20 protein-coding genes and 1 tRNA gene are annotated in these 22,115 nt (G+C 71.5%); 8 read left to right on the forward strand and 13 right to left on the reverse strand.

Annotation, left to right across the window (positions count from 1 at the left end):
• Positions 1–16: 16 nt before the first annotated feature.
• The 6 genes from pknB to OG861_RS16105 form a co-directional block, all read right to left on the reverse strand.
• Positions 17–2,038 (reverse strand): Stk1 family PASTA domain-containing Ser/Thr kinase, encoded by a 2,022-nt coding sequence (pknB, locus tag OG861_RS16080; protein ID WP_329196624.1) that lies wholly within the window; start codon positions 2,036–2,038, stop codon positions 17–19.
• A gap of 155 nt (positions 2,039–2,193) precedes the next feature.
• On the reverse strand, positions 2,194–3,657 hold the full coding sequence (locus tag OG861_RS16085) for a peptidoglycan D,D-transpeptidase FtsI family protein (protein ID WP_329196622.1): 1,464 nt from the start codon (positions 3,655–3,657) through the stop codon (positions 2,194–2,196).
• Entirely contained in the window at positions 3,654–5,078 is a 1,425-nt protein-coding gene (locus OG861_RS16090; RefSeq protein ID WP_329196620.1) for an FtsW/RodA/SpoVE family cell cycle protein, read from the reverse strand. The genes OG861_RS16085 and OG861_RS16090 overlap by 4 nt, the downstream gene beginning before the upstream one ends.
• Before the next feature lie 31 nt (positions 5,079–5,109).
• Positions 5,110–6,573, reverse strand: a complete 1,464-nt coding sequence (locus OG861_RS16095; protein WP_329196618.1) for a PP2C family protein-serine/threonine phosphatase — start codon at positions 6,571–6,573, stop codon at positions 5,110–5,112.
• A gap of 150 nt (positions 6,574–6,723) precedes the next feature.
• Positions 6,724–7,224 (reverse strand): FHA domain-containing protein FhaB/FipA, encoded by a 501-nt coding sequence (locus tag OG861_RS16100; protein WP_329196616.1) that lies wholly within the window; start codon positions 7,222–7,224, stop codon positions 6,724–6,726.
• 10 nt (positions 7,225–7,234) lie between these two features.
• Complete coding sequence (locus OG861_RS16105) at positions 7,235–8,065, reverse strand: DUF3662 and FHA domain-containing protein (RefSeq protein WP_329196614.1); 831 nt, start codon at positions 8,063–8,065, stop codon at positions 7,235–7,237.
• Between the two features lie 292 nt (positions 8,066–8,357).
• On the opposite strand from OG861_RS16105, the gene OG861_RS16110 reads away from it, so the two are divergent.
• From OG861_RS16110 to OG861_RS16130, 5 genes are all read left to right on the forward strand, one after another.
• Positions 8,358–8,440, forward strand: a tRNA-Leu gene (locus OG861_RS16110).
• A 252-nt stretch (positions 8,441–8,692) separates the two neighbouring features.
• Complete coding sequence (locus tag OG861_RS16115) at positions 8,693–9,343, forward strand: hypothetical protein (protein WP_330261760.1); 651 nt, start codon at positions 8,693–8,695, stop codon at positions 9,341–9,343.
• 112 nt (positions 9,344–9,455) lie between these two features.
• On the forward strand, positions 9,456–10,892 hold the full coding sequence (locus OG861_RS16120) for a DUF2252 domain-containing protein (RefSeq protein WP_329196610.1): 1,437 nt from the start codon (positions 9,456–9,458) through the stop codon (positions 10,890–10,892).
• A 233-nt stretch (positions 10,893–11,125) separates the two neighbouring features.
• Positions 11,126–11,959, forward strand: a complete 834-nt coding sequence (locus tag OG861_RS16125) for a J domain-containing protein (RefSeq protein WP_329196609.1) — start codon at positions 11,126–11,128, stop codon at positions 11,957–11,959.
• 139 nt (positions 11,960–12,098) lie between these two features.
• Complete coding sequence (locus OG861_RS16130) at positions 12,099–12,443, forward strand: rhodanese-like domain-containing protein (RefSeq protein ID WP_329196607.1); 345 nt, start codon at positions 12,099–12,101, stop codon at positions 12,441–12,443.
• A 22-nt stretch (positions 12,444–12,465) separates the two neighbouring features.
• On the opposite strand, the gene OG861_RS16135 is transcribed toward OG861_RS16130, so the two are convergent.
• The 6 genes from OG861_RS16135 to paaA all read right to left on the reverse strand — a co-directional run bounded on the left by OG861_RS16135 (position 12,466) and on the right by paaA (position 17,539).
• On the reverse strand, positions 12,466–13,608 hold the full coding sequence (locus tag OG861_RS16135; protein WP_329196605.1) for an acyl-CoA dehydrogenase family protein: 1,143 nt from the start codon (positions 13,606–13,608) through the stop codon (positions 12,466–12,468).
• A gap of 118 nt (positions 13,609–13,726) precedes the next feature.
• On the reverse strand, positions 13,727–14,872 hold the full coding sequence (locus OG861_RS16140; protein WP_330261761.1) for a 2Fe-2S iron-sulfur cluster-binding protein: 1,146 nt from the start codon (positions 14,870–14,872) through the stop codon (positions 13,727–13,729).
• A complete protein-coding gene (gene paaD / locus OG861_RS16145; RefSeq protein ID WP_329196603.1) occupies positions 14,873–15,400 on the reverse strand; it encodes a 1,2-phenylacetyl-CoA epoxidase subunit PaaD in 528 nt (175 codons plus the stop codon). It lies immediately after the preceding gene.
• Positions 15,394–16,143 (reverse strand): 1,2-phenylacetyl-CoA epoxidase subunit PaaC, encoded by a 750-nt coding sequence (paaC, locus tag OG861_RS16150; protein WP_329202316.1) that lies wholly within the window; start codon positions 16,141–16,143, stop codon positions 15,394–15,396. The genes paaD and paaC overlap by 7 nt, the downstream gene beginning before the upstream one ends.
• A gap of 20 nt (positions 16,144–16,163) precedes the next feature.
• The gene (gene paaB / locus OG861_RS16155) at positions 16,164–16,448 is read right to left on the reverse strand and encodes a 1,2-phenylacetyl-CoA epoxidase subunit PaaB (RefSeq protein WP_329196601.1); all 285 of its coding nucleotides are present in this window, start codon (positions 16,446–16,448) and stop codon (positions 16,164–16,166) included.
• Positions 16,445–17,539: a 1,2-phenylacetyl-CoA epoxidase subunit PaaA gene (gene paaA, locus OG861_RS16160; RefSeq protein WP_329196599.1), complete on the reverse strand. Its 1,095-nt coding sequence runs from the start codon at positions 17,537–17,539 to the stop codon at positions 16,445–16,447. The genes paaB and paaA overlap by 4 nt, the downstream gene beginning before the upstream one ends.
• Positions 17,540–17,698: 159 nt before the next feature.
• Between paaA and OG861_RS16165 the strand changes: the two genes are divergently transcribed.
• From OG861_RS16165 to OG861_RS16175, 3 genes are all read left to right on the forward strand, one after another.
• Positions 17,699–18,349: a DUF5819 family protein gene (locus OG861_RS16165; protein ID WP_329196597.1), complete on the forward strand. Its 651-nt coding sequence runs from the start codon at positions 17,699–17,701 to the stop codon at positions 18,347–18,349.
• Positions 18,346–19,491 (forward strand): HTTM domain-containing protein, encoded by a 1,146-nt coding sequence (locus tag OG861_RS16170; RefSeq protein WP_443056769.1) that lies wholly within the window; start codon positions 18,346–18,348, stop codon positions 19,489–19,491. The genes OG861_RS16165 and OG861_RS16170 overlap by 4 nt, the downstream gene beginning before the upstream one ends.
• A 73-nt stretch (positions 19,492–19,564) precedes the next feature.
• Entirely contained in the window at positions 19,565–20,329 is a 765-nt protein-coding gene (locus tag OG861_RS16175) for a TrmH family RNA methyltransferase (protein ID WP_329196594.1), read from the forward strand.
• A gap of 23 nt (positions 20,330–20,352) precedes the next feature.
• On the opposite strand, the gene paaN is transcribed toward OG861_RS16175, so the two are convergent.
• Entirely contained in the window at positions 20,353–22,035 is a 1,683-nt protein-coding gene (gene paaN / locus OG861_RS16180) for a phenylacetic acid degradation protein PaaN (protein ID WP_329196592.1), read from the reverse strand.
• Positions 22,036–22,115 lie beyond the last annotated feature (80 nt).

Consider the following 22,115-nt stretch of genomic DNA (forward strand, 5'->3'; position numbering starts at 1 on the left):
TTCCCTGCGTGGCGCGTCAGCGGCGCGTGCCGCCGGTGAGGCCGCCGAAGAACCCTCCGCCGCCCTGGCCCTTGACCGTGCGGACGTTGACGACCGTGCCGGCGGGCTGGGGAGTTCCCACCGCCGGGGTGGAGTCCAGGATCACCGCGTTGTCGTCCGTGGGACCGGCGAGGACCGCGCCGAACACCAGGCCGCTCGCCTGGAGGGTCAGCTTGGCCTGGGCCACCGTCTGACCGGTCAGCGGCGGTACGACGGTCGGCTGCGCCGCCGCGGCCTTGGCGATGCTGACGTTGACCGTCGTGCCCTTGGCCAGTTCCGTGCCCGGCGTGTACTGCTGCTGCACGATCGTCTTGGGCGCCGTGCCGGGGGGCGCGTCGACCTCGGTGACGCTGCCGAGCTTGAGCTTGGCGTCGGAGAGCAGCTTGGCCGCCGCGTCCTGCGTCTTGCCGGTGAGGTCCGGGACGGCGCCCTTCGCGATCTCCTTGGAGACGGTCAGGGTGATGACCGAACCCTTCTCCGCCTTGACGTCGGACTTGGGGTCCTGGTCCAGGACGATGCCGGGCGACTGGTCGGACTCGACCAGCTTCTTCTCCACCTGGAAGCCCTTGCCCTGCAGTGTGGACTCGGCCTGATCCGACTTCATCCGCAGCACGTCGGGGACCGCCACCTTGGGCGCACCCGAGGAGATCTTGACCTTGATCGTGGAGTTCTTGTCGACCTTGGTGTCCGGCGCCTGGCTCTGCTGGCAGATCCGGTCCTTGGGCTGGTCGGCACATTCCATCGTGCCGTCCTGGACCACGTTCAGGCTGACGTTCTTGCCGCGCTCCTGGGCCGACGCGAGGGTCTCGCCGATCAGCTTGGGGACGGAGGGCCGGTTGTCGGCGCCCCCCGTGAACACCGTGCGGCCGATGAGGATGGCGCCGACCAGCACGAGCACGCCGGCCACGGCCAGCAGGACCGTGGAGGCGCGGCTCTTCTTCTGCGGCCGGCGGCCGTGGCCGCCCTGGTCGTAGCCGCCGTGGCCCTGGTCCCCGTAGCCGCCGTCGCCCGGGGCGGTCGGGGGCATCATCGCGGTCTGGCCGGCGTCGGTGCTGCGCAGGGCGGTGGTGGGCTGGTCGTAGCCCTGGTGACCGTAGCCGTGGCCCTGGTCGCCGTAGCCGTATCCGGCGGCGCCCATGGCGGCGGTCGCGGCGACGGGCTGGCCGTCGAGGCAGGCCTCGATGTCGGCGCGCATCTCGTCGGCGGACTGGTAGCGGTAGTCGGGGTCCTTGACCAGGGCCTTGAGGACGATGGCGTCCATCACCGGCGTGATCTCGGGGTCGAAGTTCGACGGCGGCTGCGGTTCCTCGCGCACGTGCTGGTAGGCGACGGCCACCGGGGAGTCGCCGACGAACGGCGGCCGGACGCAGAGCAGCTCGTAGAGCAGGCAGCCGGCGGAGTACAGGTCGGAGCGCGCGTCGACCTGCTCGCCCTTGGCCTGCTCCGGGGAGAGGTACTGGGCGGTGCCGATGACGGCGGCGGTCTGCGTCATGGTCATGCCGGAGTCGCCCATGGCGCGGGCGATGCCGAAGTCCATGACCTTGACCTGGCCGGTGCGGGTCAGCATCACGTTGGCGGGCTTGATGTCGCGGTGCACGATGCCGGCGCGGTGCGAGTACTCGAGGGCCTGGAGGATGCCGATGGTCATTTCCAGGGTGCGCTCGGGCAGCAGTTTGCGGCCGGAGTGAAGCAGCTCGCGCAGGGTGGACCCGTCGACGTACTCCATCACGATGTACGGGATGGAGATGTTGTCTACGTAGTCCTCGCCGGTGTCGTAGACGGCGACGATCGCCGGGTGGTTGAGCGATGCGGCCGACTGGGCCTCGCGGCGGAACCGGGCCTGGAAGGACGGGTCGCGGGCGAGGTCGGCACGCAGGGTCTTGACGGCGACGGTACGGCCGAGCCGGGTGTCGTGACCGAGGTAGACCTCGGCCATGCCACCACGGCCGAGCACGTGGCTCAGCTCGTACCGGCCGCCGAGGCGACGCGGCTCTTCCATAACTTGCAGCCCTCTCCGTCAGTCCCGACCGCACCGGTGTGTGGTCCGGCGGTGTGCTGTTCGCGCAAAGGCTACCGGCCGATCGGGAGTGATCGTCTCGTGACCACAGGCTGATACGAGACCGGTACCGAGCGCTCGGATCCTGTCTTCGTTCCTCATCCCTTGTTGTTCTTCAGAACGGCTTCCATGACCGCCTTGGCGACCGGCGCCGCCAGGCCGCCACCGGTGATGTCCTCACGGTCGGCGGCGCTGTCCTCGATGACGACGGCGACGGCGACCGGGGAGGAACCGTCGGGCAGCTTGGCGTAGGAGATGAACCAGGCGTAGGGACGCTTGGCGTTCTTCTCTCCGTGCTGCGCGGTGCCGGTCTTGCCGCCGACGGTCACGCCCTTGATCTGGGCCATGGTGCCGGTGCCGTTCTCGACGACGTTGACCATCATCTTCTGGACCTTCTGCGCGTTCGCGGCGGAGAGGGGCCGGCTCATTTCCTGCGGCTCGTGCTTCTCGATCACGTCGAGGTTGGGCGCGGTCAGCTGGTCGACCATGTACGGCTTCATCAGCTTGCCGTCGTTGGCGATGCCCGCGGTGACCATGGCCATCTGCAGCGGGGTGGCGGCGGTGTTGAACTGGCCGATGGAGCTCTGCGCGTTGCCGTCCCTGCCCATGGTCTTGTCGTAAACGCTGGCGAAGGCGCGGACGGGGGTGTCGATGGTGCTGTTGAACCCGAACTTCTGGGCCATGTCGACCATCTTGTCGCGGCCGACCTTGTCGCCCATGTTCGCGAAGACCGAGTTGCAGGAGACCCGCAGCGCGTTGTTCAGGCTGGACTTCTCGCAGCCCGAGGCGTGGTTGACCATCGGGGTCCTGGTGCCCGGCAGGATGTACGGCTCGGGAGTGTCCGTCGGTGCGTCGATGTCCGTGACGGCGCCGTTCTCCAGGGCCGCGGCGGCCGTGACGACCTTGAAGGTGGAGCCCGGCGGGTAGGTCTCGCGCAGGGCTCGGTTGACGAGGTTCTTGTCCTCGCTGTCGTTGAGCTGGCGCCAGGCCTTGCCGTCGTCCTTCGAGAACCCGGCGAAGCTCGACGGGTCGTAGGACGGGGTGCTGACCAGGGCCAGGATGGCGCCGGTGCGCGGGTCGATCGCCGCGACGGCGCCCTTCTTGGTGCCGAGCTGCTGGTAGGCGGCCTTCTGCGCGGCGGCGTTCAGGGTGGTGACGACGTTGCCGCCCTGCTTCTTCTCCCCGGTGAACATGCCGATGGTGCGGTCGAAGAAGAGCCGGTCGTCGTTGCCGGTGAGGATGCCGTCGTCGATGTTCTCCAGCTGCGTCGAGCCGAAGGCCTGGGAGGCGTATCCCGTGACGGGCGCCCACAGGGGGCCGTCGATGTACGTCCGCTTGTACTTGAAGTCGCTGCCGTCGGTGACCGCGGAGCCGGTGACGGGCTGGCCCTGGACGATGATGTTGCCGCGCTCGGTGGCGTACTGGGCGATCTGGACCCGGCGGTTTTCCTTGCGGGTGCTGAGCTCCTCGGCCTGGACGTACTGCAGCCAGTTCGTACGGATCAGCAGCGCGAGGACGAGCAGCCCGCAGAACAGCGAGATGCGGCGCAGGGGCTTGTTCATGACGGGCGGACCACCTGGGTCATCTCGGAGTCGGGGGACGGAGCGGGGGCCGGGGCCGGGCGGCGTGCGGTGTCGCTGATCCGGATGAGGATGGCGATGAGCACCCAGTTCGCGAGGACGGAGGAACCGCCGGAGGCGAGGAAGGGCATGGTCATGCCGGTGAGGGGGATGAGGCCCATGACTCCGCCGGCGACGACGAAGATCTGCAGGGAGAACGCGCCGGAGAGGCCGATGGCGAAGAGCTTGCCGAACGGGTCGCGGGCGGCGAGTGCGGTGCGGACGCCGCGCTCGATGATCAGGCCGTAGAGCAGCAGGAACGCCATGACGCCGGAGAGGCCGAGTTCCTCGCCGACGGTGGAGAAGATGAAGTCGGAGTTGGCGGCGAAGCCGATCAGGTCGGAGTTGCCCTGTCCCCAGCCGGTGCCCAGGACCCCGCCGGAGCCGAAGCTCATGATCGACTGGCCGACCTGCTCGCAGGCGCCGGACTTGCTGTAGCAGGCGAAGGGGTCGAGCCAGGCGGTGACGCGGACCTTGACGTGGCTGGCAGTGGTGCCGACGACGACGGCGCCGCCGACCGACATGAGCAGACCGATCACGATCCAGCTGGTGCGCTCGGTGGCCACGTACAGCATGATCACGAACATGCCGAAGAAGAGCAGCGAGGTGCCCAGGTCGTTCTCGAAGACGAGGACGAGCAGGCTCATCGCCCAGATCATCAGGATCGGGCCGAGGTCACGGCCGCGCGGCAGGTAGAGGCCCATGAAGCGGCGGCTGGCCAGGGCCAGGGCGTCGCGCTTGACCATCAGGTAGCCGGCGAAGAAGATCGCGATCACGATCTTCGCGAACTCGCCCGGCTGGATGGAGAAACCGCCGACGCTGATCCAGATCTTCGCGCCGAAGACGTCGGCGCCCAGGCCCGGGACGACGGGCAGGATCAGCAGGACCAGCGAGGCGGCCATCGAGATGTACGTGAACCGCTGGAGCACGCGGTGGTCCTTGAGGACCAGCAGCACGACCGCGAACAGGGCGAGCGCGAGGGCCGTGTACATCATCTGCCGGGGCGCCGACTCGGTGAAGCCGCCGTACTGGCGCTTGGCGAGGTTCTGCAGCCGCTCGGACTGGTCCAGCCGGTAGATGATCACGAGCCCGAGCCCGTTGAGCAGCGTGGCGATCGGCAGCAGCAACGGGTCGGCGTACTTGGCGTAGCGGCGCACGACGAGGTGCGCGAGACCGGCGAGCACGCCGAGGCCGAGCCCGTAGGTGAGCATGCCCGGGGGCAGCTTGCCGTGGATCGACAGCCCCACGTTGGCGTAGGCGAAGATCGGGATGACCACGGCGAAGGCGAGCAGCAGGAGCTCGGTGTTCCGCCGGCTCGGCAGCTCGATGGCGCCGATGGTGGTCGTGTTGGTGACAACGCTCATGGTGTGGCAGGCCCCCTGTGCCCGCGTGTGGCTAGGGCTTTTCGCACTGGCCGGCCAGCTGCTGCTCCGCGGGAGTCAGGCCGGGGCCGGGTGTCGGGCTGTTCTGCGCCTCGGCGGCGCGGCGGGCTTCGTCCTTCTTGCAGGCGGACACCTGTGCGCTCAGCTCGTCGATCTTCTTGCGGGCCCCGTCGAGGCTGCCTTCGCCGATCGTGGCCTCGACCTGCTTGCGCTTGAAGGACGGCAGGTACTTGAGTTCGATGTCGGGGTGGTCCGTCTCCACCTGCGAGAGGTGGATCCAGGCCAGGTTCTGACTGATGCCCCGGTACAGGGCGACGTGCTCGTCCTTGACGCCGACGTAGAACTGGGTCTGGGTCCAGCGGTGCCCGGCGTACACGCCCCCGCCGACCACGCCCGCGACGAGCAGCAGGATCAGGGTCCTGGTGGTCCACCTGCGCCCTTTGCCGCGCCGCCTGCGGGGCTTGTCGTACGTGTCCTCATAGCCGGAGTCGGCGTCGTAGGCGCCGCTGTCGGCGTCGCCGAAGCTGCCGTAACCGCCGCCCTGGCTCTGGTCGGGGTATCCGTAGCCGGGGTTGTCGCCGCTGCCGGGAGGGCCGAAGGCGCCCGCGGGCGGGGCGGCCGGGCGGCCGAGACCGGAGGCCCGGCCGGCCGGGGTCTGCATCGCGTTGCCGTCGAAGAGCTGGTGCTGGTTCTCGGCGACCGCGCCGACGACCACCGGGGTGTCGTTCAGCTGGGCGGCGAGGGTGTCGCCGCTGTCGGTGTCGAGCACGTCGGCCACGATGCAGGTGATGTTGTCGGGGCCGCCGCCGCGCAGGGCGAGCTGGATCAGGGACTGCACGGTCTCGTGCGGGCCGTGGTAGTCGGCGAGGGTCTCCTCCAGGGTCTGGTGGGAGACGACGCCGGACAGCCCGTCGGAGCAGATGAGGTAGCGGTCGCCGGGCCGGACCTCGCGGATGGACAGGTCCGGCTCGACGATGTCGCCGCTGCCCAGGGCCCGCATGAGCAGCGAGCGCTGCGGGTGGGTGGTGGCTTCCTCTTCGGTGATGCGGCCCTCGTCGACGAGGCGCTGCACCCAGGTGTGGTCCTGGGTGATCTGCGTGAGGACGCCGTCGCGCAGGAGGTAGGCACGGGAGTCGCCGACGTGGACGAGGCCGAGGCGCTGACCCGTCCACAGGAGGGCGGTCAGGGTGGTGCCCATGCCCTCCAGTTGCGGGTCTTCCTCGACCATGACGCGCAACTGGTCGTTGGCGCGCTGCACGGCGACGCTGAGGGCGGTGAGGATGTCGGAGCCCGGGACGTCGTCGTCGAGCTGCACGAGGGTGGAGATCACCTCGGAGCTGGCGACTTCGCCGGCGGCCTGGCCGCCCATGCCGTCGGCGATCGCGAGGAGGCGGGGGCCGGCGTAACCGGAGTCCTCGTTGCCCTCGCGGATCATGCCCTTGTGCGATCCGGCGGCGAACCGCAGGGACAGACTCATGCGCACCTGCCCTGTCGACGCTGCTGCCTCCGGGTACAACCGGTCTCGACGAGCCACACTGCCCACCCTCCGGTCGGGAGCGCGCGCGGGTCCGTGTCCCCGGTGGGACGGGCCGCCGCGGCTCGCTCGCTCCGCTCGCTCATTCTCGTACTACTTCCGCAGCTCGATGACGGTCTTGCCGATGCGGATCGGGGCGCCCGGCGGGATGGGCGTCGGGGTGGTCAGCCGGGTCCGGTCGAGATAGGTGCCGTTGGTGGACCCGAGATCCTCGACGATCCACTGGCCGTCGGTATCGGGGTAGATCCTGGCATGACGGCTGGACGCGTAGTCGTCGTCCAGCACGATCGTGGAGTCGTGGGCGCGGCCCAGGGTGATCGTCTGCCCCGACAGGGCGACCGTGGTGCCCGTGAGGGTGCCCTCGGACACGACGAGTTTGGTGGGCGCCCCGCGGCGCTGCCGCTGCTGCGGGGGCGCGCTCGGGCGCCCCGTCTGCTGCGGGGCACCGCCTGCGCCGCCGCCGCGGCGGGAGCCGCGTTGCGTGACTCTCGTTCCGAAGAGGTCGCTGCGGATGACCTGGACGGCCACGATGACGAACAGCCACAGAACGGCCAGGAAACCCAACCGCATGACCGTCAGGGTCAGCTCTGACATTGCCCCCGCTTCACCCTTCGGCTTGCCGGTAAATGATGGTGGTGCTGCCCACGACGATCCGCGAGCCGTCGCGGAGCGTAGCGCGGGTGGTGTGCTGCCCGTCCACCACGATGCCGTTGGTGGACCCGAGATCCTGGATCGTCGGGGGCGTTCCGGTCCGGATCTCACAGTGCCGGCGCGATACGCCGGGGTCGTCGATCCGCACATCGGCCTCGGTGCTTCGGCCGAGTACGAGCGTGGGGCGCGAGATCTGGTGGCGGGTGCCGTTGATCTCGATCCAGCGGCGCGTGGTGCCGGGGGCGCCCGGTCCCGGCCCCGGCCCGGGACCGCCGCGGCGCGCGGCGGGACCGCCGGGCGGCGGGGCGGTCGGCATGGGCGGGGCGGCGACCGGGGGGTACCCGTATCCGCCCTGCTGCGGGCTCTGGGGCGCCTGGCCCTGCCCCTGGGGGCCGGCCGGCTGGGAGGTGCTGGAGGCGAGGGTCCGGCTGCGGACGCGGTAGAGACCGGTGTCCAGGTCGTCGGCCTTCTCCAGGTGCACCTTGATGGGGCCCATGAAGCTGTAGCGCTGCTGCTTGGCGTAGTCGCGGACGAGGCCCGCGAGCTCGTCGCCGAGCTGTCCGGAGTAGGGGCTCAGGCGTTCGTAGTCGCCGGAGCTGAGCTCCACGATGAAGTCGTTGGGGACGACGGTCCGCTCGCGGTTCCAGATGGTGGCGTTGTTGTCGCACTCGCGCTGGAGGGCGCCGGCGATCTCCACCGGCTGGACTTCGGACTTGAAGACCTTGGCGAAGGTGCCGTTCACCAGACCTTCGAGTCGCTGCTCGAACCGCTTCAGAACTCCCATGGGGCACCTCCTCCGTCGTTGTCGCCCTGTACTGCTTACTGATCGTATCCACGCGTGGCGGATTCGGGTGGTTCCCCTCCGGTCCCGTGCGCAGGAGTGTTGGTCCTCACAAGGATCGTAGGGGCGCTCCAGGGACAGTGTCCCGCACCGGGAGCGGAGTGCGGGAGGGGACCGTCGTGGCGGTGGTGGCCGGGGGTCGGGAAGCGATGTGATTCCACCCCGTCCGACGTGCTAATGTTTCGACGTCGCCAGGGGAACGGCCCGAAAGGGAAGAACCGCTGGGGAGCTGCTCGGGCGAGTGGCGGAACGGCAGACGCGCTGGCTTCAGGTGCCAGTGTCCTTCGGGACGTGGGGGTTCAAATCCCCCCTCGCCCACTGAGGACGCCGATGAAACGGTGTTCTTGGCAACGACGAAACGGTCGTCATCGTGAAAGCGATGGCGGCCGTTTTGCTTTGCCCTCGGACGGTTCGTGGCGCTCCCGCTGTCGCTGGGGGTGTGTCTCGCTGAGGGTGTGTCAGGCGTCGGGGCGCCGGTGACGTACGTCATGGCGGGGCCGTGCACCGTGCACGGAAGCCGGTGACATCTGTGACCCCTGGACGCGAGGGCGCCGCGGGCAGGGTGGGGGCATGGAAGCGGACTGTGGGGGGACGCCGGGACGATCGGCCGCGCAGTGGCTGGGGACCCTGCTGAGGGACCTGGTGGCTTGGCTGCGGCGAAAGCCGGTGGCGGTGCCCGAGGGGTGCCGGGCGCTGTCCCATTCCGCGGACGTACGCATGGTCGTCCGGGCGGTGGCCGCGGCGGACCTCGTCGTCGAAGCCGTCGTCGACGCGATGGTCCCGGCCGCGTACCGGGTGCTGCACCTGTTGTGGGTCGGGTGCGCCCTCGTCCTGTGCGCCGGCTTCTGCGCGATGACCGCCCGTACCCCGCACCTGTTGGAGGCGCGGGTGCTGCGGCTGCGGACCGGGCCGTTTCGGGAAGTGGGCCTGCCGCTGGATCAGGTCGTGAGCGCCCGGGCCGAGCACGGGCTGACCGTCGGTCACGGGCTGCGCAGGTCGCCGGACGACGGGGAAGGCGTGGCGTGCTCGGTCAGCAGTGCCACCACCGTGGTGCTCGTCCTCGCCCGGCCCGTGGAGGTGCGGCTGCGGCGCGGTGGCAGCGTCATGGCCCGGCGGGTGCGGTTCTGTGCCGACCGGCCGGCCGAGGCCGCGCGGCTGATCCGGGAGGCGGCGGGGCGGGCCGCCGTACGCGAGCCGGAGCGTGGCGGGGCCGGGGCGTGAGAACCGCTCCGGGCCGCCCTGCTGGTCAGGGGTGCCGGGCTGTCGATACGGTCAGGCCGAATCATTGATGTTGGCCGAGAAGTACGGCAGTTACGGGTGGGGGGCGGCACGCATGGTGGCGGTACCGGCGGAGCAGGCAGTGGGAGCGGAACCGGCGACGGGAGCCGGACGGATACCGCGGGTCGCCGGATTCGCGCCGCGGGTCGTGGCGGGCTCGGCCAAGGAGACGGGCAGGGCATTGCGGGCACGCGTGCCGCGCTCGGCGCACGCCCGGTTCGAGGCCCCGGCCGGACGACCCGACGCCGTCCGCGCGGTCGAGCAGTCCAACGTCGGACGGGTCGCGGAACTCACGCCGATCCGCGTGGGCCGCATGGCCGCGAACCCCTTCGCCTTCCTTCGGGGCGCGGCCGGTCTGATGGCGCACGACCTGTCCGGCGGCCCGGTGACCGGCGTCGGCGCGCAGATCTGCGGTGACGCGCACGCGGCGAACTTCGGTCTTTACGGGGACGCGCGGGGCCGGCTCGTCATCGACCTGAACGACTTCGACGAGACCGTCTTCGGTCCGTGGGAGTGGGACGTGAAGCGGCTGGCGACCTCGCTGGTGCTGGCCGGCCGGGTGGCGGGGGCGGACGAGGACACCTGCCGGGCGGCAGCCTTGGACGCGGTGGGCGCCTACCGGCGGACGATGCGGCTGCTGGCCAAGCTGCCGGCGCTCGACGCGTGGAACGCCATCGCGGACGAGGAACTGGTCTCGCACACCGATGCCCGGGACCTGCTGGGCACCCTGGAACGGGTCTCGGAGAAGGCCCGTAACAACACCTCGGCCCGGTTCGCCGCCAAGTCGACGGAGGCCTGCCCCGACGGGTTCCGGCGCTTCGTGGACGCCCTTCCGGTCCTGCGCCGGGTCGGCGACGAAGAGGCGGCCGCCGTGGCCGCCGCGCTGGGCCCGTACTTGAACACCCTGCAGGGCGACCGGCTGCCGCTGCTGGCCCGCTATGCCATCCACGACGTGGCGTTCCGCGTGGTGGGTACCGGGAGCGTGGGCACCCGCTCGTACGTGGTGCTGCTGCTGGACCACCGGGGAGAGCCGCTCGTGCTCCAGGTGAAGGAGGCGCGGCCTTCCGTGCTGCTGCCGCACCTGCCCGCGCTGGGCTTCCACGCGCCGGAGGAGGAGCACGAGGGACGCCGCGTGGTGGCCGGACAGCAGCGGATGCAGGTGGTCTCCGACATCCTGCTGGGCTGGACCACCGTGCAGGGGCGCCCGTACCAGGTCCGCCAGTTCCGCAACCGCAAGGGCAGTGTGGATCCGGCGGCGCTCGCCCCCGAGCAGATCGACGACTACGGACGGATGACGGGCGCCCTGCTGGCCCGGGCCCACGCGCACAGCGCCGATCCCAGGGTGCTGGCGGGCTACTGCGGTAAGAACGAGGAGCTGGACGAGGCGATGGCCGCCTTTGCCGTGACCTACGCGGACCGCAGTGAGGCCGACCACGCCTATCTGGTGGCGGCGGTCCGGTCGGGCCGGATCGCGGCCGAGTTCGGCGTCTGAGGGTACGGCCCGTCTCGTTCCGGGGCCCCTCGGGCGGCGCCGGCGGGCCGGACAGGCTCGTCGGCGCCGCCGGCGGGTCGGGGCGGCCTTGGGTGTTTCTGGGGCTGCCTCGGGCGTGTCCGGGGCGCCTGAGGTGTTTCCGGGACGGCACCGGATGTTTCACGTGAAACCGGTGGATGTTTCACGTGAAACACGCAACGTCCACCGGGGCGGACGGGCCTTAGGCTGGCCGGGTGAGCGAGCACACGGAGCAGACAGTCCCCCAAGAGTCCGCCGACTCCGGCGACGAGCGGCCCGAGGCCCGGCTTGACCGGGCGGTGCGTGCCGCGGAGCAGGCGCTGATCGAGTTCGAGATCGCGGTGGAGACCTTCCGGGTCGAGGTGGAGAACTTCTCCCGGCTGCACCACCAGAAGCTCGGCCCCATGTACTCGCGGCTCGATGAGCTGGACGCGCTGATCGCCGAGGCGAAGGCGGCGCGGACCGGCGATCCCGATGATCTTCGGCGAGCCCGTGATGCGCGGTCACTGGTGATGCCGATGCCCGGGGTCGACGAGTTGTTCCACGACTGGATGGGCTCTGACGGGATCTCCGACGACGCCTCCGCGATGCTCACCGACCGTACGGTGCGGCCGCCGGAGCGAGTGCGTCCGACGGAGGAGGTACGTCGGCTGTACCGCGAGCTGGTCCGCAAGGCGCATCCCGATCTCGCCCAGGACGAAGCCGAGCGGGAACGGCGGGATGCGTTCATCTCCCGGGTCAACGCGGCGTACGCGCGGGGTGAGGAAACCCTGCTGCGCGAGCTGGCGGAGGAATGGGCGGCCGGCCCGGCGCCGGAGACGGCACGGCCGAGCGAGAGCGAGGAGCTCTACGCGCGGCTGGAGTGGCTGGCGCGGCGCAAGGAGCTCCTGGCGGCGGTGGCGCGGGAGCTGGAGGAGAGCGCCATCGGATCGATGCTGCGGATGGCTCCGGACGACCCGGACCGCCTGCTGGAGGAGATCGCGGAGCAGCTGCTGGCCCAGGTCTCCGAGCGTGAGACCGAACTGGCGGGGCTGACCGAGGGGCAGTAGAGCCACGACGGCTCGGGCGGGTGGTGCGTGCCTGCGGGTGGCGCTCGCGGCCCGCAGGCGGTCCCCGGCCGCCTCGGGCTCCGGGGTACCCCGGCCGGTATAGGTTGGGATCCGGATCTGTGACGAGAGAAGGCGACGTATGAACTTCGGACCGCTTCCCTCGGTGGGCGCCGCCGAGGTGCCCTCCGAAGGCTTTGTCCTGGACGTCCGTGAGGACGACGAATGGGCGGCCGGGCATGTCGAGGGCGCGCTGCACATCCCCATGAGTGACTTCGTGGCCCGCTTCGGCGAGCTCACCGAGGCCATCGAGGACGGTGGCCGGGTGCACGTGATGTGCCGGGTGGGCGGGCGTTCCGCGCAGGTCACCCAGTACCTCGTCCGTCAGGGCATCGATGCCGTGAACGTCGACGGTGGCATGCAGGCCTGGGACGGCGCCCGCCGCCCAATGATCAGCGAGAGCGGCAACCCGCCCTTCGTGCTCTGAGCCGGGACCGGTAACGCGCCGGTCAGGCGAGGGGGTGGGCGGCCAGGAGGTCGCCCAGGGCCTCCTCGTGTGCGGCGGCCGGTCCGAGCTGGAGTTCCAGCTGCTTGGCCCAGGCGTGGTAGCGGTGCAACGGGTAGTCGGTGTCGGCGCCGAACCCGCCGTGGAGGTGCTGGGCGGTCTGTACGACCCGGCGTACGCCCTCGGAGGCCCAGATCTTGGCCACCGCGACATCGCCGGCGATCGGCAGCGGGCCCCCCGCGCCCGCTGCCGCGCTCTCCAGCCTCCAGGCCGCCTGCCAGAGGGTGACCTCCATGGCCCGCAGGTCGATGTAGCGGTCCGCCGCCTGTACGGCAACGGCCTGGAACGTGGCGACGGGGAAGCCGAACTGCTCACGCTTCCCCGTGTACTGGCCGGTCATGGCGAGTACGGCTTCGCCGAGACCGAGCGCGAGGGCGCAGGTGCCGGTCGCCAGCAGCCGGTGGAGCAGGTCCCAGGCCGCCGGGTCGCCGATGAGGTGGGTGCGGGGCACCCGCACCCCGTCCAGGGTGAGGTGGGCGAGCCGCTCGCCGCTGGTGGAGTACTGGTCCGCGAGGGTCAGCCCCTCGGCGCCACGGGGAACCAGCGCGAGGACCGCCGCCCCCTCCCCGGTGTGGGCGGGTACGGCGATCCAGTCGGCGCTCTGCGCCCAGGGGACGGAGGTCTGGACCCCGTCCAGGACCCACAGCGAACCGTCGGACCGGGCGTCCACGCCGAGTTCGGCCGGGTCGTGGCCGGTGCGGCCGTGTGCCGCGGCGGTGAGGACGAGGGTTCCGCGGCCTGCTCCGGGCAGCAGGGCGGCGGACAGTTCCCGGCCCCCGTATGCCTGGACCGCCATGGCGGTGGCGCAGTGCTCCAGCAGCGGTACCCGGGCCAGTACCTTCGCCGCCTCGCGCAGCACCAGGCAGAGCGCGATGGCGTCGAGCCCGGCCCCGCCGTGTTCCTCGGCCAGGACCAGGCCCAGCAGGTCGGATCCGGCGAGACGGGCCCACAGCGGCCGGTCGAAGTCGTCGGCCACCGCTCCCGGGGTGAGCGCGGGGCTCGGGACACCGTCCGGCGAGACACCCGCGAACACGGCCTTGGCCGCCTCGACGGCGGCCTGCTGCTCCTCGGTGAAGGTGAAGTCCACTGCCAGTCCTCCCGGGTGCCCACCGGAGCGTGCCGGTTCGCGTCCTGCGCCGATCTGACGGAGCGTCAAGATAGAGCAGTGCCGGTGAAAAGCACAGCCTCCGAGGGGGACCGAGCGGTCAGCGGTCGAAGTCGATCTCCACGTCCTCCGTCACCGCGTGGGACTGGCAGGCCAGCACGAACCCGGCCTCCGTCTCCTCCTCCTCCAGCGCGAAGTTGCGGTCCATCCGCACCTCACCCGACACGAGGAACGCCCGGCAGGTCCCGCAGACCCCGCCCTTGCAGGCGTACGGGGCGTCCGCGCGGTTGCGCAGCACGGCATCCAGCAGCGACTCCCCGTCCTGGACCGGCCAGGTGCCCGACCGGCCGTCGAGACGGGCGGTGACCCGGCCCCGTGCGGCGGCGGCCGAGGGGGCGCGCACGACGGCCTGCGGCGCGGTGTCCTCGACGTGGAAGACCTCCTCGTGGACCCTGCCCCGTACGACGCCCAGGGCCTTCAACGCCCGCTCCGCACCCTGCACCAGGCCGTAGGGGCCGCACAGGAACCACCCCGTCACCTCCGCGACGGGCAGCAGCGCCGGCAGCAGGGTGTTCAGCCGCTGCTCGTCCAGTCGGCCGGACGGCAGCCCGGCCTCCTGCTCCTCCCGGGACAGCACGGTCACGAGCTGGAACCGGTCGGGGTAGCGGTCCTTGAGGTCGGCCACCTCCTCCAGGAACATCGTCGAGGCCGCCGTGCGGTCAGCGCGCACCAGGCAGAAGCGGGCATCGGGCCGGGCAGCCAGCAGGGAGGCGGCGATCGACAGCACCGGGGTGATCCCGCTGCCGCCCACGATCGCCGCGTAGTGCGCGGCGGCCGGCGCCGCGGCCGGGTCCAGGACGAACCGTCCGGCCGGGACCATCACGTCGAGGACGTCCCCGGCGGCGATCTCCTTGTGCGCGAACGTGGAGAACTCGCCGCCCTCCACCAGCCGCACGCCGACCCGCAGCGACGAGGGGCCCGCCTCGCCCGGGGCGGGGGAGCAGATCGAGTAGGTACGGCGGACCTCGGAGCCCTCGGGGGTGCTGCGGCGCAGCGTCAGGTGCTGGCCCGGCGCGTGCCGGTACTCGGCCCGCAGCTCCTCGGGCACCCGCAGGGTCAGGGCCACCGAGTCGTCGGTGAGCCGGTCGACCGCCGCCACCGTGAGGGCGTGGAAAGCGCCGTGGCGCGCGGGACGCGGCGCCCCCGCAGGGGACGACTGCGCGGTCGACGGCGGCGGCACGGCCATTTACAGCTCCTTGAAGTGGTCGAACGGTTCGCGGCAGGCGACGCAGCGGCGCAGCGCCTTGCACGCGGTGGAGGAGAACCGGCTGAGCAGTTCGGTGTCGGTCGATCCGCAGTGCGGGCAGCGGACCGACAGCGTCAGCGGGACCGGGCCGCCCGCGGCGTGCGGGCGGGGCGGGGCTATGCCGAACTCCGCGAGCTTGCGCCGGCCCTCGGCGCTGATGTCGTCGGTCGACCAGGCCGGGGCCAGCACCGTGGTCACCCGCACGTCGGGGATGCCGTGCCCGGTCAGGGCCTGGCGGATGTCGGCGGACATGGCCTCGATCGCCGGGCAACCGGTGTAGGTGGGGGTGAGGAGGACCTCCGCGTGGCCGTCGTCATGCATCCGGACCCCGCGCATGACGCCGAGTTCGGCCAGGGTGAGGACGGGCAGCTCAGGGTCGGGGACGGAGCCGGCCAGCTCGGCCAGCTCCGCCTCCAGGCGGGTCGTTCCGGCGGTCGTTCCCGTACCGGGTTCCGCGTCCGTCACCATGACGCCCCCGGATGGCTGCGGTGCAGGTGCTGCATCTCCGCCAGCATCCGGCCGAACGGCTCGGTGTGCAGTCCCTGCCGGCCGGCGCCCGCGGCCCAGGCTCCCGTCCGCGGGCCTTCGGGCAGGGTGAGCCCGGCGCGCTCCAGGACCGCTCCGAGCGCGGCCAGCCAGCGCTCTTCCAGGGCGGCCCAGTCGACGCCTTCGAGTCCGTCCACCGGCTGGAACATCTCGCCGGTGTACTTCCACAGGGCGTCCAGCGCGGCCCGCATGCGGGCCCGGCTCTCCTGCGTGCCGTCGCCGAGCCGCAGCGTCCACTGCTCGGCGTGGTCGTGGTGGTACGCGGTCTCCTTGACGGCCTTGGCGGCCAGGGGCGCGAACGGGCCCTCGCCCGCAGCCAGTTCCCTGTACAGCTCGTGCTGGTAGAGCGAGAAGTAGAGCTGCCGGGCGATGGTGTGGGCGAAATCGCCGTTGGGCCGCTCGACCAGCTGGACGTTGCGGAAGGAGCGCTCCTCGCGCAGGAACGCCAGCTCGTCCTCGTCGCCCGCCATGGACAGCAGCAGGCGGGCCTGGCCGAGCAGGTCGAGGGCGATGTTGGCGAGGGCCACCTCTTCCTCCAGGACGGGTGCGTGGCCCGCCCATTCGCCGAGGCGGTGGGAGAGGATCAGCGCGTCGTCCCCGAGGGCGAGGGCGGCCGCCCGCACGGTGTCCGTGCCGGTTGCGGCGGCTTCGGCCGCGGCGGTCACATCGCTGGTCGCGTTGCCGGTCACAGGTGGCGCACCCCCTCGGGGATCTCGTAGAAGGTGGGGTGGCGGTAGGGCTTGTCGGCGGACGGGGCGAAGAACGGGTCCCGCTCGTCCGGCGAGGAGGCGGTGATCTCGGTGGAGGGCACCACCCAGATCGACACGCCTTCGCTGCGCCGCGTGTAGAGGTCACGGGCGTTGCGCAGGGCCATTTCCGCGTCCGGGGCGTGCAGGCTTCCCGCGTGCGTGTGCGAGAGGCCGCGCCGCGAGCGGACGAACACCTCCCACAGCGGCCAGTTCTGCGTCATGCCTGTGTCTCCTCGTGGTTCGTCGCCGTGTGACCGGCGTGCTCTGCGGTGGTGCCGTCCGCCGGGCGGGCGGCCTGCCGCGCGTGCTTCGCCGCGTACGCCGCGGCGGCTTCCCGTACCCAGGCGCCTTCCTCGTGGGCCGTGCGCCGCTGGCTGAGGCGCTGTTCGTTGCACGGGCCGTTTCCCTTGAGCACGTCCCAGAACTCGGCCCAGTCGATCGCGCCGAAGTCGTAGTGCCCGCGCTCCTCGTTCCACTTGAGGTCCGGGTCGGGCAGGGTCAGCCCCAGCGACTCGGCCTGCGGCACGGCGATGTCCACGAAGCGCTGACGCAGCTCGTCGTTCGAGTGGCGCTTGATCCGCCAGGCCATCGACTGGGCCGAGTGCGCCGACTCCCCGTCCGGCGGCCCGAACATCATCAGCGAGGGCCACCACCACCGGTCCACGGCGTCCTGCGCCATGGCGTGCTGGGCCTCGGTGCCCTTCGACAGGGCCAGGAGCAGCTCGTACCCCTGGCGCTGGTGGAAGGACTCCTCCTTGCAGATGCGGACCATGGCGCGCGCGTACGGACCGTAGGAGCAGCGGCAGATCGGCACCTGGTTGGTGATGGCCGCCCCGTCGACGAGCCAGCCGATCGCACCGACATCGGCCCAGGTCAGGGTGGGGTAGTTGAAGATCGAGGAGTACTTCTGCTTCCCCGAGTGGAGCTTGTCGAGCAGCTCGTCGCGGCTGGTGCCGAGGGTCTCGGCGGCGCTGTACAGGTAGAGGCCGTGTCCTGCCTCGTCCTGGACCTTGGCCATCAGGATCGCCTTGCGGCGCAGCGAGGGCGCGCGGGTGATCCAGTTGGCCTCGGGCTGCATGCCGATGATCTCGGAGTGGGCGTGCTGGGCCATCTGGCGGACCAGGGAGGCGCGGTATTCGTCGGGCATCCAGTCACGCGGCTCGACGCGCTCGTCCGCCGCCACGGCGGCGTCGAACGCGGCCGCGAGCTGCGCACCGAGATCGCCGCCCTCGCCCGGGGCACCGTGCCCCGGCTGCGCGGGACCCGTTCCCAGGCCTGTTTCCTGCCCAGATTCCGGGGTCACTGTGACCATCCCGGCCCCCTGTCAGAGTCTGCGTTCCGCCCGACCGACCGATCGTTCGGTTCATCCTCTTCAATGGTGGGTCGACGGCCCGTAGGGTGTCAACCTCTGTGGGCAACCCTGTGGACGCCGGACGATCGGGACGCGATGGATTCGAACGAGCGAAAGCCCGTGGGAGGGGCCGTTCCGCCGCCCGTCACGGAGCCCCGCGCCCCCGGGATCGCCGGCCTCTCCACCCCCTACCGCGTGCTCGCGGCGATGGCCCTCGGGGCGGTCGGCGTGGCCGCCTGCGCCCACCTGGCGTTCGTCTTCCTGCACGTCGCACCGTCCAACACGGTCAGCAAACGCCACGCGGAGACCGTCGACGGCTGGATCTACCCCGAGTTCGAACAGAACTGGAAGCTCTTCGCCCCCAACCCGCTCCAGCAGAACATCGCGATCCAGGTACGCGCCCAGCTGCGGACGGCCGGCGGCGAGCTCACCACCAGTGACTGGCGCGACCTGTCCGCCGAGGACGGCGCTGCCATCCGGCACGACCCGCTGCCGAGCCACACCCGGCAGAACGAGCTCCGGCGGGCCTGGGACTTCTTCACCGGCTCCCACGACGACGACAACAAGCCGAACGGCGAACGCGGCGACCTCTCCGAGGCCTACCTGCGGCGGATCGCCGTGGCCCGGCTGGCCGGATGGCAGCACGGCGGCGACCGCATCGTACGGATCCAGCTGCGCTCGGCGACGACGGCGGTCGCGGCGCCGAAGTGGAGCGCCGAACGCACCGACACCCAGACGTACTACCGGGAGCTGCCGTGGTGGACGCTCTGAGCCGGGCGCGGGCCGCGGCCGGACGGGGGCTCGCGAGGGTCACGGGGGAGGCGCTGGGGCCGTACCAGAGTGCGGTCGTACGGATCGGCTTCGCCGGCACCTGGCTCTTCTTCCTGCTGCGCGAGTTCCCGAACCGGCACGAGCTGTACGGGCCGGACGGGCCGTGGAGCTGGGCGCTCGCGAAGCGGCTGATCGCCACGAACCACGCGTTCACGGTGCTGATGTGGTCGGACGCGACCTGGTGGTTCGAGGCGGTCTACGCCCTGTCCGTGCTCGCGAGCGCGCTGCTGGTGCTGGGCTGGCGGACGCGGGCGACGTCCGTCGTGTTCATGGTGGGGGTGCTCTCGCTCCAGAACCGCAGCGTGTTCATGGGGGACGGCGGGGACAACGTCATCCACCTGATGGCGATCTACCTGGTACTGACGCGGTGCGCCCAGGTGTGGTCACTGGACGCGCGGCGGGCGGAGCGGGGCGGGGCGGGCCCGTGGGGGCCGGTGCTGTGGGGCGTACTGGGCGCGGTGTTCGCGTACGGGGCTCTGGCCGGGCGGTTCGACATGCTGTGGACGGCGGCGTTCGGGGCCCTGTGGGTGACCGCCGGGGTGTGGTGGCTGGCCGAGCGGTACGCCCCCGAGGGGGAGGGGCGGGCACTCCTCGACGTCCTGGCGAACCTGCTGCACAACGCGGGGATGCTGGTCATCACGGCGGAGGTGTGCCTGATCTACGCGACGGCCGGCTGGTACAAGATCCAGGGGTCCCGCTGGCAGGACGGTACGGCGCTGTACTACCCGCTGGGGCTGGACTACTTCGCCCCGTGGCCGGGTCTGTCGGCGCTGCTGGCGGGCAGTGGGACGGTGGTCATGCTGCTGACCTACGGCACGGTGGCGGTGCAGGTCGCGTTCCCGTTCACGCTGTTCAACCGGCGGATCAAGAACGTGCTCCTGGCGATGATGATGCTGGAGCACCTCGGGATCGCGGTGGTGCTGGGGCTGCCGTTCTTCTCGCTGGCGATGATCGCGGCCGATGCGGTGTTCCTGCCGACGGCCTTCCTGGTTTGGGCCGGTTCCCGGGTGGCGCTCGTACGGGTCCGCCGCGAACGGCCCGGGCCGGTGGCGGTCGCCGAGGCGGGAGCCGTCGGGCGCTGACGGCGTCGGTCCGCTGATGGCGCGGGAACTGCCGCTGCCGGCGGCCGGCGGGCAGGGCCGTAGGGTCGGCGGTATGAGTGAGCAGCGTGGTGGGGGCGATGAGGTGGCGCGGGCCTGGCGGGAGGCCGCCGGGCGGGAGGACCTCGTGCTTCTCGACGGGTTCCACGCGCTGAAGCACGCCCTGCGCTTCGGCGCCGACGTCCTGGCCGCGATCGCCGACGACCCCGCCGCCGTTCGGGCCCTCGCCGCCGAGCTGGCCCCGGACGTGGAGGCGGAGGTGGCCCGTCTGGTCGCCGGGGCGGAGCTGCGCACGCTGCTGGGCCGCGTCCACCCCACGGGGGTCGCCGCCCTGGCGGTCAGGCCCGACCGCGCCGAGGGGCGGGCCCGCCTGGAGCGGATGCCCCGGTCCGCGCCGGTCGTCGTACTGGACAACCCCCGCAACCTCGGCAACGTCGGAGCGGTCGTCCGGCTCGCCGCCGGCTTCGGCGCCACCGGCGTCGTCACCCGCGGCGACCTCGACCCCTGGCACAGCAACGTGGTCCGCGCGGGAGCCGGACTGCACTACGCCACCACCGTCGACCGGGTGGAGCTCGACACCCTGCCCCCCGGCCCGCTGTACGCGCTCGACCCGGAGGGCGAGGACATCCGCGCCCTCACCCTCCCCGACGACGCCCTGCTCGCCTTCGGCTCCGAACGCCACGGCATCTCACCCGAGCTGCGCGCCCGGGCCGACCACCTGGTGTCCCTGCCGATGCGCCCACAGGTATCCAGCTACAACCTGGCCACCAGCGTCGCCATGACCCTTTTCCACTGGGGAGGGCCGCACGCCGGCAACTAGCGCCGGCGGCGGGCCTGCGCCCACTAGCGCTGGCGGCGGACCTCCACCACGCGGAAGCGGTTCGCGACGAACGCGCCGTCGCACAGCGCCGCGTTGGCCGCGGGGTTGCCGCCCGAGCCGTGGAAGTCGGAGAACGCCGCGGTCTGGTTCACGAAGACCCCACCGGTCAGGTTGAGCGACAGCTGCGCCGACTCCTCCAGGCAGACCTCCTCGATCGCCCGCTCGGTGTCCGCGGACGTCGTGTACGCGCCGACCGTCATCGCGCCCTTCTCCCGGACCGTGCGCCGCAGCAGCTCCAGCGCGTCCGCAGTGGAGTCGACCGCCACCGCGAACGAGACCGGGCCGAAGCACTCGGACAGGTACGGCGCGGAGTCGTCCGGCTTGGAGCCGTCCAGCTTCACCATCACCGGGGTGCGGACCACCGCGCCCGGGAACTCCGGGTTCGTGACTTCCCGCGAGGCCAGCGCGACCTCGCCCAGGCCGGCCGCCGCCTCCAGACGGGCCTTCACGTCCGGGTTGACCAGCGCGCCCAGCAGGGCGTTGGCCCGGGCGTCATCGCCGAGCAGGCCCCCGACGGAGGCCGCGAGGTCGGAGACGACCTCGTCGTACGTCTTGTGGCCCGCGTCCGTCTCGATGCCGTCCCGCGGGATCAGCAGGTTCTGCGGGGTGGTGCACATCTGGCCGCTGTACAGGGACAGCGAGAACGCGAGGTTCGACAGCATGCCCTTGTAGTCGTCGGTAGAGTCGACGACGACGGTGTTGACGCCCGCCTTCTCCGTGTACACCTGCGCCTGGCGGGCGTTGGTCTCCAGCCACTCGCCGAAGGACGTCGAACCGGTGTAGTCGATCAGCTTGATCTCGGGGCGCAGCGCGAGCGTCTTGGCGACGCCCTCGCCGGGACGGTCGACCGCCAGCGCGACCAGGTTCGGGTCGAAGCCGGCCTCGGCGAGGACCTCGCGGGCCACCTTCACCGTCAGCGCCAGCGGGAGCACGGCGCGCGGGTGCGGCTTGACCAGGACCGGGTTGCCGGTGGCCAGGGAGGCGAAGAGCCCCGGGTAACCGTTCCAGGTCGGGAAGGTGTTGCAGCCGATCATCAGCGAGATGCCGCGCGGCACGGCGGTGAAGCTCTTGCCGAGCTCCAGCGGGTCCTTCTTGCCCTGCGGCTTCGACCAGTCCGCCTGCGCCGGGACGCGGGTCTGCTCCTCGTAGGCGTATGCGATCGCCTCCAGGCCGCGGTCCTGCGCGTGGGGACCGCCTGCCTGGAACGCCATCATGAAGGCCTGGCCACTGGTGTGCATGACCGCGTGCGCGAACTCGTGCGTCCGCGCGGAGATCCGGGACAGGATCTCGATGCAGACCAGCGCACGGGTCTCGGGGCCCGCGTCCCGCCAGGCGCCCATGCCGGCCCGCATCGCGGGCAGCAGCACGTCCGGGTCGGCGTGCGGGTACTCGACGCCGAGCTCGGGGCCGTACGGGGACACCTCACCGCCGGTCCAGCCGTCGGTGCCGGGCTGGTCGAGGTCGAACCGGGTGCCGCGGACGGCTTCGAACGCCGCGAGGCCGTCGGCCGGGGCGCTCTCCCCGTAGGCCTTGGGGTGCTCGGGATGCGGGGACCAGTACGCGCGGCTGCGGATGGCCGCGAGCGCCTGGTCCAAGGTGGGCCGGTGCTTCTCGGACAGCTGGTGGACGGTGGGCTCGGCGGCCATCAGGGACCAACTCCTCGTTGAGCCGGGCGGGATCACGCTGGTTCACACGGTCGTTCACACAGTCACGGAGTGCGGACCGG

The sequence above is a fragment of the Streptomyces sp. NBC_00539 genome (assembly GCF_036346105.1).
Classification (GTDB): domain Bacteria; phylum Actinomycetota; class Actinomycetes; order Streptomycetales; family Streptomycetaceae; genus Streptomyces.

Coding starts and splice junctions, on each gene's coding strand:
- OG861_RS16130 (WP_329196607.1), top strand. CDS start 12,099: ATGAACTTCGGACCGCTTCCCTCGGTGGGCGCCGCCGAGGTGCCCTCC.
- OG861_RS16085 (WP_329196622.1), bottom strand. CDS start 3,657: ATGAACAAGCCCCTGCGCCGCATCTCGCTGTTCTGCGGGCTGCTCGTC.
- OG861_RS16105 (WP_329196614.1), bottom strand. CDS start 8,065: ATGGGAGTTCTGAAGCGGTTCGAGCAGCGACTCGAAGGTCTGGTGAAC.
- OG861_RS16140 (WP_330261761.1), bottom strand. CDS start 14,872: ATGGCCGTGCCGCCGCCGTCGACCGCGCAGTCGTCCCCTGCGGGGGCG.
- OG861_RS16175 (WP_329196594.1), top strand. CDS start 19,565: ATGAGTGAGCAGCGTGGTGGGGGCGATGAGGTGGCGCGGGCCTGGCGG.
- paaA (WP_329196599.1), bottom strand. CDS start 17,539: ATGGTCACAGTGACCCCGGAATCTGGGCAGGAAACAGGCCTGGGAACG.
- OG861_RS16100 (WP_329196616.1), bottom strand. CDS start 7,224: ATGTCAGAGCTGACCCTGACGGTCATGCGGTTGGGTTTCCTGGCCGTT.
- OG861_RS16115 (WP_330261760.1), top strand. CDS start 8,693: ATGGAAGCGGACTGTGGGGGGACGCCGGGACGATCGGCCGCGCAGTGG.
- pknB (WP_329196624.1), bottom strand. CDS start 2,038: ATGGAAGAGCCGCGTCGCCTCGGCGGCCGGTACGAGCTGAGCCACGTG.
- OG861_RS16120 (WP_329196610.1), top strand. CDS start 9,456: ATGGTGGCGGTACCGGCGGAGCAGGCAGTGGGAGCGGAACCGGCGACG.
- paaN (WP_329196592.1), bottom strand. CDS start 22,035: ATGGCCGCCGAGCCCACCGTCCACCAGCTGTCCGAGAAGCACCGGCCC.
- OG861_RS16095 (WP_329196618.1), bottom strand. CDS start 6,573: ATGAGTCTGTCCCTGCGGTTCGCCGCCGGATCGCACAAGGGCATGATC.
- paaD (WP_329196603.1), bottom strand. CDS start 15,400: ATGGTGACGGACGCGGAACCCGGTACGGGAACGACCGCCGGAACGACC.
- paaB (WP_329196601.1), bottom strand. CDS start 16,448: ATGACGCAGAACTGGCCGCTGTGGGAGGTGTTCGTCCGCTCGCGGCGC.
- OG861_RS16090 (WP_329196620.1), bottom strand. CDS start 5,078: ATGAGCGTTGTCACCAACACGACCACCATCGGCGCCATCGAGCTGCCG.